The organism is Falsigemmobacter faecalis, assembly GCF_003863335.1.
GTDB lineage: Bacteria > Pseudomonadota > Alphaproteobacteria > Rhodobacterales > Rhodobacteraceae > Wagnerdoeblera > Wagnerdoeblera faecalis.
Genome location: NZ_RRAZ01000005.1, coordinates 177,266 through 193,725 on the forward strand (window position 1 = coordinate 177,266; position 16,460 = coordinate 193,725).

13 protein-coding genes are annotated in these 16,460 nt (G+C 63.1%); 11 read left to right on the top strand and 2 right to left on the bottom strand.

Annotated elements, in window-relative coordinates; genetic code table 11:
- Positions 1 to 291 precede the first annotated feature (291 nt).
- The 3 genes from EG244_RS05060 (at position 292) to EG244_RS05070 (ending at position 4,599) form a co-directional block, all read left to right on the top strand.
- Positions 292 to 1,947: an electron transfer flavoprotein-ubiquinone oxidoreductase gene (locus EG244_RS05060; protein ID WP_124963917.1), complete on the top strand. Its 1,656-nt coding sequence runs from the start codon at positions 292 to 294 to the stop codon at positions 1,945 to 1,947.
- Between the two features lie 91 nt (positions 1,948 to 2,038).
- On the top strand, positions 2,039 to 3,739 hold the full coding sequence (locus tag EG244_RS05065; protein ID WP_124963938.1) for a tetratricopeptide repeat protein: 1,701 nt from the start codon (positions 2,039 to 2,041) through the stop codon (positions 3,737 to 3,739).
- Positions 3,736 to 4,599 (top strand): 4-(cytidine 5'-diphospho)-2-C-methyl-D-erythritol kinase, encoded by an 864-nt coding sequence (locus EG244_RS05070; protein ID WP_124963918.1) that lies wholly within the window; start codon positions 3,736 to 3,738, stop codon positions 4,597 to 4,599. Before EG244_RS05065 ends, EG244_RS05070 begins: the two co-directional genes overlap by 4 nt.
- Positions 4,600 to 4,636: 37 nt before the next feature.
- Here the strand turns inward: EG244_RS05070 and EG244_RS05075 are convergent, their stop codons facing one another.
- On the bottom strand, positions 4,637 to 5,779 hold the full coding sequence (locus EG244_RS05075; RefSeq protein WP_124963919.1) for a type III PLP-dependent enzyme domain-containing protein: 1,143 nt from the start codon (positions 5,777 to 5,779) through the stop codon (positions 4,637 to 4,639).
- Between the two features lie 220 nt (positions 5,780 to 5,999).
- On the opposite strand from EG244_RS05075, the gene EG244_RS05080 reads away from it, so the two are divergent.
- From EG244_RS05080 to murD, 3 genes are all read left to right on the top strand, one after another.
- Positions 6,000 to 6,431 (top strand): Lrp/AsnC family transcriptional regulator, encoded by a 432-nt coding sequence (locus tag EG244_RS05080; RefSeq protein ID WP_124963920.1) that lies wholly within the window; start codon positions 6,000 to 6,002, stop codon positions 6,429 to 6,431.
- Positions 6,432 to 6,498: 67 nt separating this feature from the next.
- Positions 6,499 to 9,609: a valine--tRNA ligase gene (locus tag EG244_RS05085; protein WP_124963921.1), complete on the top strand. Its 3,111-nt coding sequence runs from the start codon at positions 6,499 to 6,501 to the stop codon at positions 9,607 to 9,609.
- A 3-nt stretch (positions 9,610 to 9,612) separates the two neighbouring features.
- Positions 9,613 to 11,016 (top strand): UDP-N-acetylmuramoyl-L-alanine--D-glutamate ligase, encoded by a 1,404-nt coding sequence (gene murD, locus EG244_RS05090; protein WP_124963922.1) that lies wholly within the window; start codon positions 9,613 to 9,615, stop codon positions 11,014 to 11,016.
- A gap of 58 nt (positions 11,017 to 11,074) precedes the next feature.
- Here the strand turns inward: murD and EG244_RS05095 are convergent, their stop codons facing one another.
- Positions 11,075 to 12,010, bottom strand: a complete 936-nt coding sequence (locus EG244_RS05095; protein ID WP_233588915.1) for a polyprenyl synthetase family protein — start codon at positions 12,008 to 12,010, stop codon at positions 11,075 to 11,077.
- A 249-nt stretch (positions 12,011 to 12,259) separates the two neighbouring features.
- On the opposite strand from EG244_RS05095, the gene EG244_RS05100 reads away from it, so the two are divergent.
- From EG244_RS05100 to EG244_RS05120, 5 genes are all read left to right on the top strand, one after another.
- Positions 12,260 to 13,024: a tRNA1(Val) (adenine(37)-N6)-methyltransferase gene (locus tag EG244_RS05100; protein ID WP_124963923.1), complete on the top strand. Its 765-nt coding sequence runs from the start codon at positions 12,260 to 12,262 to the stop codon at positions 13,022 to 13,024.
- A gap of 99 nt (positions 13,025 to 13,123) precedes the next feature.
- Complete coding sequence (locus EG244_RS05105) at positions 13,124 to 13,291, top strand: YdcH family protein (protein WP_124963924.1); 168 nt, start codon at positions 13,124 to 13,126, stop codon at positions 13,289 to 13,291.
- A gap of 391 nt (positions 13,292 to 13,682) precedes the next feature.
- Positions 13,683 to 14,243: a ubiquinol-cytochrome c reductase iron-sulfur subunit gene (petA, locus tag EG244_RS05110; protein ID WP_124963925.1), complete on the top strand. Its 561-nt coding sequence runs from the start codon at positions 13,683 to 13,685 to the stop codon at positions 14,241 to 14,243.
- Positions 14,244 to 14,253: 10 nt separating this feature from the next.
- Complete coding sequence (gene petB, locus EG244_RS05115) at positions 14,254 to 15,567, top strand: cytochrome b (protein WP_124963926.1); 1,314 nt, start codon at positions 14,254 to 14,256, stop codon at positions 15,565 to 15,567.
- 17 nt (positions 15,568 to 15,584) lie between these two features.
- The gene (locus tag EG244_RS05120) at positions 15,585 to 16,376 is read left to right on the top strand and encodes a cytochrome c1 (RefSeq protein WP_124963940.1); all 792 of its coding nucleotides are present in this window, start codon (positions 15,585 to 15,587) and stop codon (positions 16,374 to 16,376) included.
- Positions 16,377 to 16,460 lie beyond the last annotated feature (84 nt).

Sequence of the window (16,460 nt, forward strand, 5' to 3'; positions counted from 1 at the left end):
CCTTAAAAGCTGACGCCATGCCTTTGGGGGGCACGGCGTCCTGAGTGTTTGATTAATTCCTGACCTTTGCGAGGGCGGATTGCAAGCCCCCGCATTCGCGGGTGGCAGAAGCCCGCGACCGGACGGATTTCAACGTGGTTGCTATGGAAAGATGCAGAAGTGATGTGCATATGCGCAATAATGTTATCACGCGATTGACCGCTGCGGGAGGCTTCGCTAGCAAGACCGCGACACAAAGACCCACGCGCGCGGGCCTGCGCGGTTGCGGACCCTGACGAGACGGAGGCAAGAATGACGGAAGCGATCGAACGCGAGTCGATGGAATATGATGTGGTCATCGTGGGCGGTGGTCCGTCGGGGCTGTCTGCTGCGATCCGGCTGAAACAGCTCGACCCTGATCTGTCGGTGGTGCTGCTGGAGAAGGGCTCTGAGATCGGGGCGCATATCCTGTCGGGGGCGGTCCTCGATATCTCCGGTCTGGATGCGCTGATCCCCGACTGGAAAGCAAAGGGCGCGCCGGTCACCGTTGAGGTGAAGGACGACAACTTCCTCGTGCTCGGCGAAGCGGGCAGCCTGCGCATCCCGAACTGGCCGATGCCGGGCTTTATGCACAACCACGGCAATTACATTGTCTCGATGGCGAATGTCTGCCGCTGGCTGGCGGAACAGGCCGAAGCGCTTGGCGTGGAAATTTTCCCCGGCATGTCGGCAAGCCAGCTGGTCTATGGGCCGAACGGCGAAGTCAAAGGCGTTGTCGCCGGTGAATTCGGCCGCGACGGTGAGACCGGCGAGCCGGGTCCGGGTTATGAGCCGGGGATGGAGCTGCTGGGCAAATATGTCTTCCTGTCGGAAGGCGTGCGCGGCTCGCTCTCGAAGGAAGTCATTGCGAAATACGATCTCTCTGCCGGCAAAGAGCCGCAGAAATTCGGCCTTGGCATGAAAGAGATCTGGGAGATTGACCCCGCCAAGCACAAGCTGGGCTCGGTGACCCATACCATGGGCTGGCCGCTGGGCAATAGCACCGGTGGCGGATCTTTCATCTACCACATTGAAAATAATCAGGTTTATGTGGGCTTCGTGGTCCACCTGAACTACGAAAACCCTTATCTCTACCCCTATATGGAGTTCCAGCGCTTCAAGCATCACCCGGTGGTGGCGGAGCTTCTGAAGGGCGGCAAACGTGTGGCCTACGGCGCGCGGGCGATCACCGAAGGCGGCTGGCAGTCGCTGCCGAAACTGGTGGCGCCGGGCGTGGCGCTGCTGGGCTGCTCGGCCGGTATGGTCAATGTGCCGCGCATCAAGGGCAACCACAATGCGATGCTCTCGGGCAAAGCTGCCGCGGAGGCCGCGTTTGAGGCGCTGAAAGCGGGTCGTGAAAGCGATGAGCTGACCGCCTATGAGACCTCGGTGCGCTCGGGTCCGATCGCCAAAGACCTGAAGCCCGTGCGCAATATGAAGCCGCTCTGGTCGAAATTCGGTCTGGCGCTTGGTGTGCCGCTGGGTGGTTTCGATATGTGGACCAACAACCTCTTTGGTCTGTCGCTTTTCGGCACCCTGGGGCATGGCAAAAACGACGCACAGGCGACCGGCGAAGCGAAAAACTTCAAGCCGATCGACTATCCGCGCCCTGATGGCGTGCTGTCCTTTGATCGTCTGACCAATGTGGCTTTCTCCTTCACCAACCACGAAGAAAGCCAGCCCTGCCACCTGAAACTCAAAGACAAATCGATCCCGATTGCGGTGAACCTGCCGAAATATGCCGAGCCCGCGCAGCGCTATTGCCCGGCGGGGGTCTATGAGGTGATCGGTGAGGGCGCGGAGGCGCGCTTCCAGATCAACTTCCAGAACTGCGTTCACTGCAAAACCTGCGACATCAAAGACCCGTCGCAGAACATCAACTGGACCACGCCGCAGGGTGGCGACGGCCCGAACTATCCTAATATGTGACGCTTGCGTGATATGCGCGCCGGGGGAATTGCCCCGGCGCGCATTGGGCCTTAGCTTGTCGCAGGTAAGCCGGAGATCCGATTTGACTTCTATGTCGCCCCTGCGTTTCGTTCTTGCCCTGGCCGGGGCGTCTTTATTGCCGCTCACTGCCCTTCCGTTGAAGGCCGAAGTGGCCGGACCCTATCTCGCCGCCCGCTCTGCCGATATCGCGTCAGATTTTCGCGAGGCCTCGCATTGGCTGGGCCTGGCGCTGGAGCAGGATCCCGCGAATGTCATGCTGCTTGAAAGCCTGGTTGTCGCCCTGACGGGAGAGGGGGATGTGGCCAGGGCCGTTCCCGTTGCCGAACGTCTGGAGGCGCTCGGGCAGACGGCACCGATCACCGCCACGGTTCGGATCGCGGGCCGCTTTGCCGATCAGGATTACGCGCCGCTGCTGACGGAGCTTCCGGTCGCGCAGATCGGTCCGGGCAATCTGGTGAACCAACTGCTGCTCGGCTGGGCGCATATTGGTGCCGGCAGCATGTCTGACGGCATTGCCGCCTTTGACGGGCTGAACAAAACCGCCGGGATGGAGCTTTTCGGGCTTTATCACAAGGCGCTGGCCCTTGCGATGGCGGGAGATTTTGAAGGCGCCGAAGCGCTGATGGCGGATGAGAAGAACGCGCTGTTCTCGACCCGTCGCGGCACCTTTGCGCGGGTGGAAGTTCTGAGCCAGCTTGACCGCTTTGATGAGGCAAAGACGCTTCTCGCGGCGGGCTTTGGCGATCGGACCGACCCGGAGATTACCGCGCTGCGCGCCCGCCTCGACAAGGGAGAGGCGCTGCCTTTTGACACCGTGCGCACCGCCCAGGATGGCGCGGCAGAGGTCTTTCACATCCTCGCCGGTCTGATGCAGGGCGAAGCGCCGGATGCCCAGACGCTGATCCAGTCGCGTCTGTCGGAATATCTGCGCCCCGATCATATTGACGCGATCCTGCTCAGCGCCTCGGTGCTGGAAAGCCTTGAACGCTATGAGCTGGCGGTTGAGGCCTATGACCGTATCCCGGCCGGCAGCCCCAGCTATCTGGCGGCGCAGACCGGTCGGGTGAATGCGCTCTACCGCTCGGACCGCAGGGCAGAGGCGGTGGCGGGCATGACCGATCTGGTCAAAGCCTATCCGAAATATCTCTCGGTCCATGTGGGCCTTGGCGACCTGCTGCGCCGCGAAGAGCGTTACGGCGAAGCCGCCGCCGCCTATTCCCGCGCGATTGAGCTTCTCGGCCGGCCCGAGCAGGCGCATTGGGCGCTTTACTACAGCCGCGGCATCGCCTGGGAGCAGGCAAAGGAATTCGGCAAGGCCGAGCCTGATCTGCGCAAAGCGCTGGAGCTGAACCCCGGCCAGCCGGAGGTGCTGAACTACCTTGGCTATTCGCTGCTCGATCGCAATATGAAGATCGGTGAGGCCATCCCGATGATCGAAGAGGCGGTGCGCAAGCGTCCGCGCGACGGCTATATCATCGACTCGCTGGCCTGGGGGCTGTTTCTGACCGGCCGCTATGCGGAATCCGTTCAGCACATGGAAAAGGCCTCGCTGCTGATGCCGGTGGATCCGGTCGTCACCGACCATTTGGGGGATGTTTACTGGGCGGTGGGGCGGCAGTCTGAGGCCCGGTTCCAGTGGCGTCGCGCGCTCTCCTTTGAGCCGACGGAGAAGGATGCCACCCGTATCCGCCGCAAGCTGGAAGCGGGTCTCGACAAGGTGCTGGAAGAAGAAAAACGCCCCTCGCTGGAAGCGCGGCGCGCCAAAGAATGAGCCGCGCTGAATTCGCAGCCGCCAAGATCAATCTGGCGCTTCATGTGACCGGGCAGCGGGCGGATGGCTATCATCTGCTCGACAGTCTGGTGAGCTTTGCGGGGGTGGGTGACAGTCTTCGGCTGGTGACCGGGGCGACTGCGGCTTTGCAGATCACCGGGGCTGAGGGCCGGGGGCTCTCGCCGGGGGAAGACAATCTGGTGCTGCGCGCGGCGCGGCTTTGCGGGCTGCCTTACGGGCAGGGGATTGAGCTGGAAAAGCGCCTGCCGCTGGCCTCCGGGATTGGTGGCGGCTCTGCCGATGCGGCGGCGGCCCTGCGGCTTCTGACGCGGGAGGCGGGCGCTGTGCTGCCCTCTGCCGATCAGATCCTGGCGCTTGGCGCGGATGTGCCGGTCTGCCTTTCGGGCCGCAGCTGCCGGATGTCGGGCGTGGGCGAGATCCTGAGCCCCTTTCCCGAGCTTCCCGAGCTTTGGGCGGTGCTGGTGAACCCGCGCGTCGAGGTGCCGACCCCGGCGGTTTTTCGGGCGCTGAAGGTGAAAGACAACCCGTCGCTCACGCTGCCTGAGGGGGCGTTTTCCGAGACCGCCGCCTTCCTTGACTGGCTCGCGGAACAGCGCAACGACCTCGAAGAGCCCGCGATTTCGCTGGCCCCGGAAATCGGGACGGTGCTCGATGTGCTCTGGGATCTGCCGGAGGCGCTCTTTGCGCGGATGTCAGGCTCAGGCGCGACCTGCTTTGCGCTTTTTGCCTGCAAAAGCGATGCCTTGCGGGCCGTCTATAAGGTGCAGGGCAGCTATCCGGACTGGTGGGTCGCGGCCGGCGCACTTGGTCATGCCGCTGAGGTCAGCCCCGGGGCGTGAGGCCTTGGGCGGCCCGTCTGACAGACCGCCCATATTGTCAGCGCAGCGCCAGCACCGTCTCGACCGCGACATCGCCAAAGCCGTTGAAGCGGGTGTTGGTGGCCGTCGAATAGGCCCCAAGCCCGTGGAACAGCAGATGATCCCCCTCGGCCAGGTCCCCGGCCAGCGGCACTTCGCCGGGCAGGCGGTCCACGGGATCACAGGTCGGGCCAAAGAGAACCCGCGGGCGCGGGGCGGCGGTTTTCGGGCGACCCTCGGGGCTCAGCACCTCAATGCGGTCGGTCAGGCCCACCAGCGGCAGCTCATCCAGACTGCCGTAGGTGCCGTCGTTGAGAAAGACATGCTCATCGTCGCGCAGAGCCCGCACGCAGGTGCCAAGGGTGAAGCATTCCGCCACCATGCCGCGGCCCGGCTCACAGACCAGACGCGGGGCAGCCGCGCCAAAGGCGCTTTGGGTGGTCTCGGCGATGGCGGCGAAAATGCCCTTCAGATCGGGCTTCACGCCGTTCAGCCGGTGCCCTGGAAAGCCGCCGCCGACATTCAGCCGCGCGATCTGCACGCCTGCCTGCGCGGCAATCTCCGCCGCCGCGAGGATATGGCGGACCCATTCAGAGGCTTCGGTGCATTGGGTGCCGGTGTGAAAGCTCAGCGAGGGGGTGAAGCCGGCTGCCGCCACCGCGATCAGCAGCTCTGCCGCAAGAGCCGGATCTGCGCCGAATTTGGCCCGCGCTTTGTCGTCGGGGGCCGCCGTGGGCAGCCGGAACCGGACGCTCACCTCAATGCCGCTGGCGGGCAGCAGCTCAATCAGCTTGGCCAGCTCGCTGCGGCTGTCGACGGCAAAGCTTTTCACCGCCATGGCTGCGGCGGCCAGAATCTCGGCGCGGGCGCGGACGGGGTTGTTGTAATGGATCACCGCATCGGGGGCGAGACGGCGGATCATCCGCATCTCAGTGACCGAGCCCACGTGAAAGCCCCGAAGCCCGGCGGTGGCCAGGTTTTCGATCACCACCTCCATGGGATTGGCTTTGACCGCATAGCTCACAAAGCCCGGAAAGCCATCGATAAAGCGGCGCGCGACATCCTGCAGCACACCGGGCGCAAAAAACATCACCGGATGTTGGGGCTGCTGATGCGCGATAAATTCGGCAGGCTTCGCCCAGATCGTTTTCGTAAGTCCCATCGGCCAATCCTTTGCCAACAGAACGCAGCATCCTTGCCCCGACGTCGGGTTGGGGAACGCGCGTATGCGTTTCATCCAACCAGGCCAGGTGCGTATGAGCCGCCCTTTTCCTGAAAACTGAATTGGCCATATGCGGCACAAAGTCGGTGTTGAAAACCTGTCATTCGACGAAAAGTGCCGTTATAATGACGAAAAGATCGTCATTCTGAAGGGGTGTTACATGGATGACATGGACCGGACCATTCTGGGCCTGCTGAGCGCGGATGCCCGCATGTCAGTGGCCACACTTGCGCGGCGGCTGAAGGTCGCGCGCTCGACCGTTCAGGCGCGGCTTGAACGGCTGGAAGCCTCTGGAATCATTGCGGGATATACGCTGAAACTTGGTGAGGCCGCGCGCGCGGCGCGGATCCGGGCCACCATCCTTCTGACCATTGAGCCCCGGGCGCAGGCGGCGATTCTCTCGCGGCTGAAGTCGGTGCCGGAGGTGGAGGTGGCGCATACCACCTCGGGGCGCTTTGATCTGCTGTTGCAGGTGGCCTCGCCCTCCACGGCGGCGCTGGATGAGGTGCTCGACCGCATCGGGCTTTTGACGGGGGTGAAATCCTCTGAGTCGCTCATTCATCTTTCCACCCGCATCGACCGCGCGGTCTGACCTGCCGCACTTCCCCTTCGGGGATGCAATCGCTACATAACGGTCAAGAAAATAGGGATAGCCTGTCATGCCGATGGAAAAGACGTTTAACCCCGCCGAGGCCGAAGCCCGCATTGCCGCCCGCTGGGACGAGGCCAATGCCTTCGCAGCCGGTGCCAATGCCAGCCGCGCGGAGACCTTCTCCATCGTCATCCCGCCGCCGAATGTCACCGGCAGCCTGCATATGGGCCATGCCTTCAACAACACGCTGCAGGATATCCTGACGCGCTGGCACCGCATGCGCGGCTTTGACACCCTCTGGCAGCCGGGCACCGATCATGCGGGCATCGCGACCCAGATGGTGGTTGAGCGTGAGCTGGGCAAAGAAGGCAAGCGCCGCACCGATTTCACCCGCGAAGACTTCACCAAACTCGTCTGGGAGCAGAAGAAGAAATCGCGCGGCAATATCATCGGCCAGCTGAAGCGCCTGGGCGCCTCGGCCGATTGGGCGCGCGAAGCCTTCACCATGTCGGGTGCGCCGGGCGCGCCTGAGGGTGAGGAAGGCAACTTCCACGATGCGGTGATCAAGGTCTTCGTCGATATGTATCAGAAGGGTCTGATCTATCGCGGTAAGCGCCTGGTGAACTGGGACCCCCATTTTGAAACCGCGATCTCGGATCTGGAAGTTGAGCAGACCGAGGTTGCCGGCCATATGTGGCACTTCAAATATCCGCTCGCGGGTGGAGAGACCTATCTCTACCGCGAGAAGGACGAAGACGGCGACGTGGTCTTCGAAGAAGAGCGCAACTACATCGCCATCGCGACCACCCGTCCCGAGACCATGCTCGGCGATGGCGCAATTGCCGTGAATGGCGCGGATGAACGCTATCAGCCGATCATCGGCAAAATGGTCGAACTGCCCGCCGGTCCCGAAGAGGGCCGCCGCCTGATCCCGATCATCGCCGACCCCTATCCGGAGATGGATTTCGGCTCGGGCGCGGTGAAGATCACCGGCGCGCATGATTTCAACGATTATCTCGTCGCCAAACGCGCCAATCTGCCGCTTTACCGTCTGATGGACAGCAAGGCGAAGATGCGCACCGATGGCTATGATTATGCCACCTCGGTCGCCAAAGCGCGTGAGATTGCAGAGGGTGCGCCCTTTACTGAGGGCGAAGTTGATCTGATCAACCTGGTGCCGGATGCCTGGCGCGGCCTTGACCGCTATGACTGCCGCAAGGCGGTGATCGAGCAGGTCACCACCGACGGCTTTGCCGTGACCGAGCTTGTCAAAGAGATCGATCCTGAGACCAATGCCGAGGACCTCTCGCTGGTCCCGGTGGTTGAGGACAAAAAGATCATGCAGCCCTTCGGTGACCGCTCGAAAGTGGTCATTGAGCCGATGCTGACCGACCAGTGGTTCGTGGACACCGCCCGGATCGTCGAGCCGGCGCTGGAGGCCGTGCGCTCGGGCAAGACGAAAATCATCCCGGAATCGGGCGAAAAGACCTATTACCACTGGCTCGAAAACATCGAGCCCTGGTGCATCTCGCGTCAGCTCTGGTGGGGACATCAGATCCCGGTCTGGTACAGCCTTGATATCGCCGGTGGCTTCACCGACGACCAGGGCGATAATGCCCTCGATCATGTGGAACTCTTCCGCCTGCTGAATGAGGGCCATTTCAACGCCAAAGACCCGGCCTTCTTCTGTGCTGCGAATTTTGACGCGGTTTGTGAGCAGTTCCGCGACGCGCTGGCCCCGCTGCCGATGCCGCTGAACCATGCCCGCATCGTCGAAGTGGAAACCCGCGCCGAAGCCATGGATCTGCTGGTTGCTTCGCTGGCGGAGTATAACCTCAGCCAGGATCCGACCAAACTGGTCTGGCCGATCTGGCGTGAGGCGGATGTGCTCGACACCTGGTTCTCTTCGGGCCTCTGGCCGATCGGCACCATGGGCTGGCCGGAGCAGACCCCGGAGCTGGCGAAATATCACCCGACCTCGGTGCTGATCACCGGGGCAGATATCCTCTTCTTCTGGGTGGCCCGGATGATGATGATGCAGCTTGCCGTGGTTGAGGATGTGCCCTTCCACACCGTCTATCTCCATGGCCTCGTGCGCGATGCCAAGGGCAAGAAGATGTCGAAATCTCTCGGCAATGTGGTCGATCCGCTGGAGATCATTGACGAATTCGGCGCCGATGCTTTGCGCTTCACCAATGCGGCCATGGCCTCGATCGGTGGCGTTCTGAAGATGGATATGAGCCGCATCACCGGCTACCGCAACTTCGGCACCAAGCTCTGGAACGCCACCCGTTTTGCGGAGATGAACGGCGTCTGGGAAGGTCACAGCACGCAAGCGCAGGCCCCGAAGGCGACGGCGGTGGTGAACCGCTGGATCCTGTCGGAAGCCGCGAAAGTGCGCGCGGAAGTCGATGAAGCGCTGGAGAACTTCCGCTTCAACGATGCGGCCGATGCGCTTTACAAATTCGTCTGGGGCAAGGTCTGCGACTGGTACGTGGAATTCGCCAAACCGCTCTTTGCCGATGAGGCTCTGGCGGCAGAGACCCGTGCGACCATGGCCTTCGTGCTCGATCAGTCGATGATCCTTTTGCACCCGATCATGCCCTTCATCACCGAAGAGCTTTGGGCGCTGACCGGCTCGCGCCCGAAACTGCTGGTCCACCAGGACTGGCCGACTTACGGCGCTGAGATGATCGACGCTGAGGCCACTCGTGAGATGAACTGGGTGATCGCGCTGATCGAAGACATCCGCTCGGCCCGCGCCCAGATGGGCGTGCCGGTGGGTCTGCATCTGCCGGTCCTGATGACCGAGCTTGATGCCACTGGCCGCGCGGCTTTCGCCCGCAACGAGGCGCTGATCAAGCGTCTGGCGCGTCTGGGCGACATTACCGAAGGCGCGGCCCCCAAAGGCTCGGTGACCATCCCGGTCGAAGGGGGTGCTTTTGCGCTGCCGCTGGCGGGCGTGATTGATGTGGCGGGCGAAAAGGCGCGTCTGGAGAAAGCTGCGGCGAAGATCGAGAAAGAGGCCGGCGCGCTGCGTGGCCGTCTCTCGAACCCGAAATTCGTCGAAAGCGCTGCCGAAGAGGTTGTTGAGGAAGCCCGTACCAATCTCGCGCTGCGCGAAGAGGAACTCTCGAAGCTGAAGGCGGCGCTTGCCCGTCTGGCAGAGATCGGCTGAGCCATGATCCCGGTTGAGGGTTTTGAGGGGCAGCGTGTCGGGGTGCTGGGGCTTGGCCGCTCCGGCCTCGCCACCGCGCGGGCGCTGGCGGCCGGGGGGGCAATCCCGGTGGTCTGGGACGACAGCCCCGAGGGGCGCGCCAAGGCGGAGGCTGAGGGCTTTACGCCCGAGGATCTGCGCCGTGACAATGTGCTGACGACGCTGGCCTGTGTCGTCACCTCGCCGGGCATCCCGCATCTTTATCCCGCACCGCATCCTGTGCTGGCGCGGGCGATGCAGCTTGGCGTGCCGGTCGATAATGACATCGGGCTGTTCTTCCGCTCGCTGGGGCAAAGCTCCTGGGGCGATTACGATGTGCCGCCGCGCGTGGTGGCGGTCACCGGCTCAAACGGCAAATCGACCACCACGGCGCTGATCACCCATATTCTGCTGGAATCCGGGCGCAGCGCGGTGATGGCCGGGAATATCGGGCGCGGCGTGCTGGATATTGATGCGCCCGAAGACGGCGGTATCGTGGTTCTGGAGCTGTCTTCCTATCAGACGGATCTGGCGCGTTCGCTGACGCCGGATGTGGCGGTTTTCACCAATCTTTCGCCCGATCACATGGACCGTCACAACGGCATGGGCGGCTATTTCGCCGCCAAGCGCCGCCTCTTTGCTGAGGGGGGCCCGGATCGTGCGGTGATTGGTGTGGATGAGCCTGAGGGGCATTATTTGGCCGGACAGCTGACCCACGGGCCGCAGGATGACCGGGTGATCCGGATTTCTTCGGGGCAAAAGCTGGATCAGTTTGGCTGGGCGGTCTTTGCGCGCAAGGGCTTTCTGGCGGAGTTCCGCAAGGGCCGTCAGCTGGCCTCTGTGGATCTGCGCGCCATTCCGGGGCTTCCGGGGGCGCATAATCACCAGAACGCCGCTGCCGCCTGGGCGGCCTGCCGGGCGCTCGGCCTTGGTCCGCGCGATATTGAGCCGGCGCTGCACAGCTTTGCGGGCCTGCCGCACCGCAGCCAGACCCTGCGTGAAATCAACGGCGTGCGTTACGTCAACGATTCCAAGGCCACCAATGTCGACAGCGCTGTTCAGGCGCTGCGGGCCTTTCCGAAGATCCGCTGGATCCTGGGCGGGCTTGGCAAAGAGGGCGGCGTGCAGGGCGCGCTGAATGATCTTGGCAATGTGGTGAAGGCCTATCTGATCGGCCATTCGGCGCGCGACTTTGCGCTGCAACTGGGCAGCCTTGACCAGGAAATCTGCGAAACCATGGAGCAGGCTGTGGCCCGCGCCCATGCCGAGGCGCAGCCGGGCGAGGTGGTGCTTCTTGCCCCCGCGGCGGCAAGTTTCGATCAATACACCAGCTTCGAAAAACGCGGCGAGCATTTCACAGAGCTGGTCCGGGCACTGCCCGACGCGTGATAACACAAAAGGCCCGGAGGGATCCCTCCGGGCCTTTTTCATCGGGCAGGGCTTTGGCTCAGGAGAGCCGCGCCACCACATAGTTTGCGACATCGCCAAGGATATCGCGCAGCGGATGCTCGGGCAGATCGCTCAGGGCGGCGCGGGCTTTGTCGGCCCAGGCATGGGCCTCAAGGCGGGTTGCCTCCAGCGTGCCGTGGCTTTGCATCAGGCGCAGCGCCTCTTCCAGGTCGCCCTCGCGCTGGTCGCCCTTTTCGATGACCCGGGCCCAGAAAGCGCGTTCGGTCGCATCGGCTTTTTCCACCGCCAGGATCACCGGCAGGGTGAGTTTCCGCTCACGGAAGTCATCGCCGATGTTCTTGCCAATGGCCGCAGTGCCGCCGTAGTCCAGCAGATCATCCGCCATCTGGAAGGCCACGCCAAGCGCATCGCCATAGGCGAAAAGCGCGGCCTGTTGCGCGGGGGTGGCCCCGGCGACCATGCCGCCGACTTCGCAGGCGGCTGAAAACAGCGCTGCCGTCTTGCCGCGGATGACGTTGAGATAGATCTCAGTGCCGGTCGCCAGGCTCTGCGCGGCGGTCAGCTGCAGCACTTCGCCTTCCGAGATCACCGCCGAGGCATTGGCGAGGGTGGTCACCACCTCCAGCGAGCCGCATTCGGTCATCAGCTGGAAAGCGCGCGCCAGAAGGTAGTCGCCCACCAGCACCGAGGATTTATTGTCCCACAGCAGGTTCGCCGTGGGGCGGCCGCGGCGTTTGGTGCTTTCATCGACCACATCGTCGTGCAGCAGGGTGGCGGTATGGATGAACTCCACCGTCGCCGCCAGTTTCACCGCGCGCTCATCCCCGCTGCCCAGAAGCTTTGCCGCCGCCAGCGTCAGCATGGGGCGCAGGCGCTTGCCACCGGCATCGACCAGATGCGCCGTCACTTCCGGGATGCGCGGCGCATGCCGGCTCGCCATGCGGTCGCGGATGACCGCGTTCACGGCCTCCATCTCAGCCGCGAGGGCAGCGGCAAGACGGTCGTGCGGTTTGCTCGCGGTCTGGTTCAAAGCGGTATCCTTTATCCCTTGCAGCCGCTGCGGAGGTGGAGGGTCCCGCAGGGCTTGAGCCGGGCCCCTTTGCCGGGGCGGCATATTCGCCATGTGGTATAACCAGCTTGCCGGGGCGCGTCCACCAATGGCATAGGGCAGAACGGCCCGCTTCGGGGCCTTGTGACGGCAGACGGACAGGAGTGTGACGGGATGACCGAAGGTTTCCCGCCTGAGGCGCAGAGTCAGGATCTTTTCCTCGGGGGGCGTCTGCGCCTCTCGCAGCCAAAAGACGGCTATCGCGCTGCGGCTGATCCGGTTCTGCTGGCGGCGGCCTGTGTGGCCAGGCCGGGGCAGGCGGTGCTGGAACTGGGCTGCGGCGTGGGGGTGGCCTCGCTTTGCCTTGGGAGCCGGGTGCCGGGACTGCGCCTTTCGGGGCTGGAGCTGCAGCCCGCCTATGCCGCACTTGCGCGCCAGAACGCCGAAGCGACGGGGCTGCCCTTTGAGGTTCACTGTGGCGATCTGCAGCGGATGCCGCTGGCGCTGCGCGGCTCTTTTGATCATGTCATCGCCAATCCGCCCTATTTCACCGCTGACGGCGGCACCGCTGCGCGGGATGCAGGCCGCGAGACGGCGCAGCGCGAAGATACGCCGCTTTCCGACTGGATCCTTGCGGCGCGCAAACGTCTGCATCCGGGCGGCTATCTGACGATGATCAATTCGGCTGATCGTCTGCCCGATATTCTGGCGGGCTGTACGGGCTTTGGCGCCATCGCCGTTCTGCCGCTGGCCCCGCGGGAGGGGCGGGCGGCGAACCGGGTGATCGTGCAGGCCCGCAAGGGCGCAAAGGGGGCGTTTCGCCTGCTCGCGCCGCTGGTTTTGCATGAGGGCGCCGTCCATGGCGGCGACCGCGAAAGCTATGCGCCGCTGGCGCGTTCGGTGCTGCGGGAGGGGGCTGGCCTGGCGGTCTTTGGCTGACAGGCGGAATTAAACGGCTTTGTTACATTTCGGTGTAGTGACACGACTCATCTTCCATGCTGCGATGGGGGTCCCAAATGGGTTCAGAAGGAGACCGAAATGACCGTGAGTTCGCATCTGCAGGAACTTCGCCGGAAACATGAAGCCCTCTCTGTCAAGGTTGAGCAGGAGCAGCGCAGCCCCGCCAGTGATGACCTCAGGATTACAGAATTGAAGCGCCAGAAGATGCGCCTGAAGGAAGAGATGTCGCGGATCGCGTCTGTCTGATCCTGCCCCGGTCGTGGATACATGGCCTCGCGCATCTGCGGTCTGCCCGCAGGTGCGCTTTTATGTGCGCCCCTGTGCCGGGCCCTGCCGCGCCGTGCGCCGTGCTGGCCCGGCGCAAAGCCCCCACCGCCCCCCCCTGTGATTCCCGATCCGGCGCGTCCCGATGGCGGCGGCCCGCAGGCGGTCGCGCTGCATGTCTTTTTCTTTTGCAACAAGGCAATTTCAGGGTGGCCATCTGGTCGCAGGCGGCAAAAAGCCGTGAGCGGAATTTGTTTGTCGGCTGGACGTGGGCCATGTGTGCGGCTAAAAGCCGCCCATGAGGGGGATGCCGCGCGCGTCCCCGTTCAGCGCATTTGGCCGGTCTCCCCGGCCGGCAGAGGGAGTTAGACACGTGTCCCACGCAGATGATCACGCAGGCACCCGCAGGGATTTCCTGTATTATGCCACGGCCGGGGCGGGCGCAGTTGCGACCGGCGCTGCCGTCTGGCCGCTGATCAACCAGATGAACCCATCCGCAGATGTTCAGGCTCTGTCGTCCATTTTTGTCGACATCTCGGGCATTGAGACGGGAACCCAGCTGACCGTAAAATATCTCGGCAAGCCTGTCTTCATTCGCCGCCGCACCGCGGCTGAGATCGAAGCCGGCCGCAAAGATGACGGTGCGGCGCTGATCGACCATTCGTCGCGCAACCCCAACAAGGAAGGCACCGATGCGTCGGATGCCAACCGTGCGATGGATGACGCCGGCGAATGGCTGGTGATGTCGGGCGTCTGTACGCACCTTGGCTGCGTGCCGATCGGGAATGCGGCGGGCGATTTCGGTGGCTGGTTCTGCCCCTGCCACGGCTCGCATTATGACACCGCCGGCCGTATCCGCCGCGGGCCTGCGCCGGAAAACCTGCATATTCCGGTCGCGTCTTTCGTCGACCCCACCACCATCAAGCTGGGCTGAGGAGCGACCCATGTCTGGAATCCCGCACGATCACTACGAGCCGAAGACCGGCGTCGAGAAGTGGCTCCATAAGCGCCTGCCGATTGTCTCGCTGGCCTATGACACGCTGATGATCCCGACGCCGAAAAACCTGAACTGGATGTGGATCTGGGGCATCGTCCTTGCCTTCTGCCTCGCACTTCAGATCGTTACCGGCATCGTTCTTGTGATGCACTATACCCCCCATGTGGATCTGGCCTTCTCGTCGGTTGAGCATATCATGCGCAACGTGAACGGCGGCCATATGATCCGCTATCTGCATGCCAACGGCGCCTCGCTCTTCTTTGTGGCCGTTTATCTGCATATGTTCCGCGGTCTCTTCTACGGCTCTTACAAAGCGCCGCGCGAAGTGGTCTGGATCCTTGGGATGCTGATCTACCTCGCGATGATGGCAACGGCCTTCATGGGCTATGTTCTGCCCTGGGGTCAGATGTCGTTCTGGGGCGCAACCGTGATCACCGGCCTCTTTGGTGCGATCCCGGGCGTGGGTCCGGCGATCCAGGAGTGGCTGCTGGGCGGACCGGCTGTTGATAACGCAACGCTGAACCGCTTCTTCTCGCTGCACTACCTGCTGCCCTTCATCATCGCCGCTCTGGTCGGTCTGCACATCTGGGCCTTCCACCACGTCGGCAACGGCAACCCGACCGGCGTCGAAGTGCGCCGCACCTCGAAAGCCGAAGCCGAGAAAGACACCGTTCCGTTCTGGCCCTACTACGTCATCAAAGATCTCTTTGCGCTGGCACTGGTGCTGATCGTCTTCTTTGCGATCGTGGGCTTCATGCCGAACTACCTCGGTCACCCGGACAACTACATCCCGGCAAACCCGCTGGTTACCCCGGCGCATATCGTCCCGGAATGGTACTTCCTGCCGTTCTACGCGATCCTGCGCGCCTTCACTGCCGACGTCTGGGTTGTGATGCTGGTGAACTGGGCCACCTTCGGCATCGTTGACGCGAAATTCTTCGGCGTTCTGGCGATGTTCGGCGCGATTGCCGTGCTGGCGCTGGCACCCTGGCTGGACACCTCGTCGGTGCGTTCGGGCAAGTTCCGTCCGATGTTCAAATGGTGGTACTGGCTGCTGGCCATCGACTTCATGGTGCTGATGTGGGTGGGCGCAATGCCGACCGACGGGATCTACTCGTGGATTTCGCTGATCGCCTCGACCTATTGGTTCGCTTACTTCCTGGTGATCCTGCCGCTGCTTGGCCTCATTGAGAAGCCGCTGCCGCAACCGGCAACCATCGAAGACGACTTCAACTCGCACTACGAACAGCCGGCGAAGTGAGAGAAAGGGCTATGAATATGATCCGCAAACTCTCGCTCGCAGCAGCTCTGGCACTGGCTCCGGCCGCTGCCATGGCGGCAGGCGCTGCCGGCCACATCGAAGACTTCGCCTTCTCCTTTGAAGGCCCCTTCGGCAAATACGACGAGCTGCAGCTGCAGCGCGGCCTGAAGGTTTACACCGAGGTCTGCGCGGCCTGCCACGGTCTTGAGCATGTCGCCGTGCGCTCGCTGGCAGACAAGGGCGGCCCTGCGCTGCCCGAGGATCAGGTCCGCGCTTATGTGCGCGATCTGGCCCCGGTCACCATGGCCGATGGGGAAGAGCGTCCGCGGGAAACCTCGGACCACTTCCCCGGCTCGGGCATGGAAACCGCACCCGATCTGTCGCTGATGGCAAAAGCCCGTTCGGGCTTCCACGGCCCCTACGGCCTTGGCATCAACCAGTTCGTCAATGGCATCGGCGGCCCGGAATATATCGCTTCGCTTCTCACCGGCTATACCGGTGAAGAAAAAGAAGAAGCCGGTTCGGTCTTTTATGAAAACACCGCCTTCCCGGGCGGCTGGATTTCCATGGCGCCGCCGCTGGCATCGGATGGTCTGGTTGAATTTGACGACGGCCACCCGAATACCGCCCGTGCGATGGCCGAAGATGTCACTGCCTTCCTGATGTGGTCTGCAGAACCGAAGATGATGGCCCGCAAACAGGCAGGCTTCACCGCGGTGATCTTCCTCGGCATCCTGGCTGTGCTGCTCTATATGACCAACAAAAAGCTCTGGTCGGGCATCAAAGGCAAAAAGAAAAAGCACGCCTGATCTGTCGATCAGATGGCGCTTCGGATCAGCCCCGCTTTTGCGGGGCTTCTCTATTGGGTGCTCATAAGTCAAGCTCCGTTTTGG

What these genes read in the sequence shown, in the direction of transcription:
- murD (WP_124963922.1), top strand. Translation starts at nt 9,613, where the DNA reads ATGATCCCGGTTGAGGGTTTTGAGGGGCAGCGTGTCGGGGTGCTGGGG.
- EG244_RS05070 (WP_124963918.1), top strand. Translation starts at nt 3,736, where the DNA reads ATGAGCCGCGCTGAATTCGCAGCCGCCAAGATCAATCTGGCGCTTCAT.
- petB (WP_124963926.1), top strand. Translation starts at nt 14,254, where the DNA reads ATGTCTGGAATCCCGCACGATCACTACGAGCCGAAGACCGGCGTCGAG.
- EG244_RS05060 (WP_124963917.1), top strand. Translation starts at nt 292, where the DNA reads ATGACGGAAGCGATCGAACGCGAGTCGATGGAATATGATGTGGTCATC.
- EG244_RS05080 (WP_124963920.1), top strand. Translation starts at nt 6,000, where the DNA reads ATGGATGACATGGACCGGACCATTCTGGGCCTGCTGAGCGCGGATGCC.
- EG244_RS05085 (WP_124963921.1), top strand. Translation starts at nt 6,499, where the DNA reads ATGCCGATGGAAAAGACGTTTAACCCCGCCGAGGCCGAAGCCCGCATT.
- EG244_RS05100 (WP_124963923.1), top strand. Translation starts at nt 12,260, where the DNA reads ATGACCGAAGGTTTCCCGCCTGAGGCGCAGAGTCAGGATCTTTTCCTC.
- EG244_RS05095 (WP_233588915.1), bottom strand. Translation starts at nt 12,010, where the DNA reads ATGGAGGCCGTGAACGCGGTCATCCGCGACCGCATGGCGAGCCGGCAT.
- EG244_RS05105 (WP_124963924.1), top strand. Translation starts at nt 13,124, where the DNA reads ATGACCGTGAGTTCGCATCTGCAGGAACTTCGCCGGAAACATGAAGCC.
- EG244_RS05120 (WP_124963940.1), top strand. Translation starts at nt 15,585, where the DNA reads ATGATCCGCAAACTCTCGCTCGCAGCAGCTCTGGCACTGGCTCCGGCC.
- EG244_RS05075 (WP_124963919.1), bottom strand. Translation starts at nt 5,779, where the DNA reads ATGGGACTTACGAAAACGATCTGGGCGAAGCCTGCCGAATTTATCGCG.
- EG244_RS05065 (WP_124963938.1), top strand. Translation starts at nt 2,039, where the DNA reads ATGTCGCCCCTGCGTTTCGTTCTTGCCCTGGCCGGGGCGTCTTTATTG.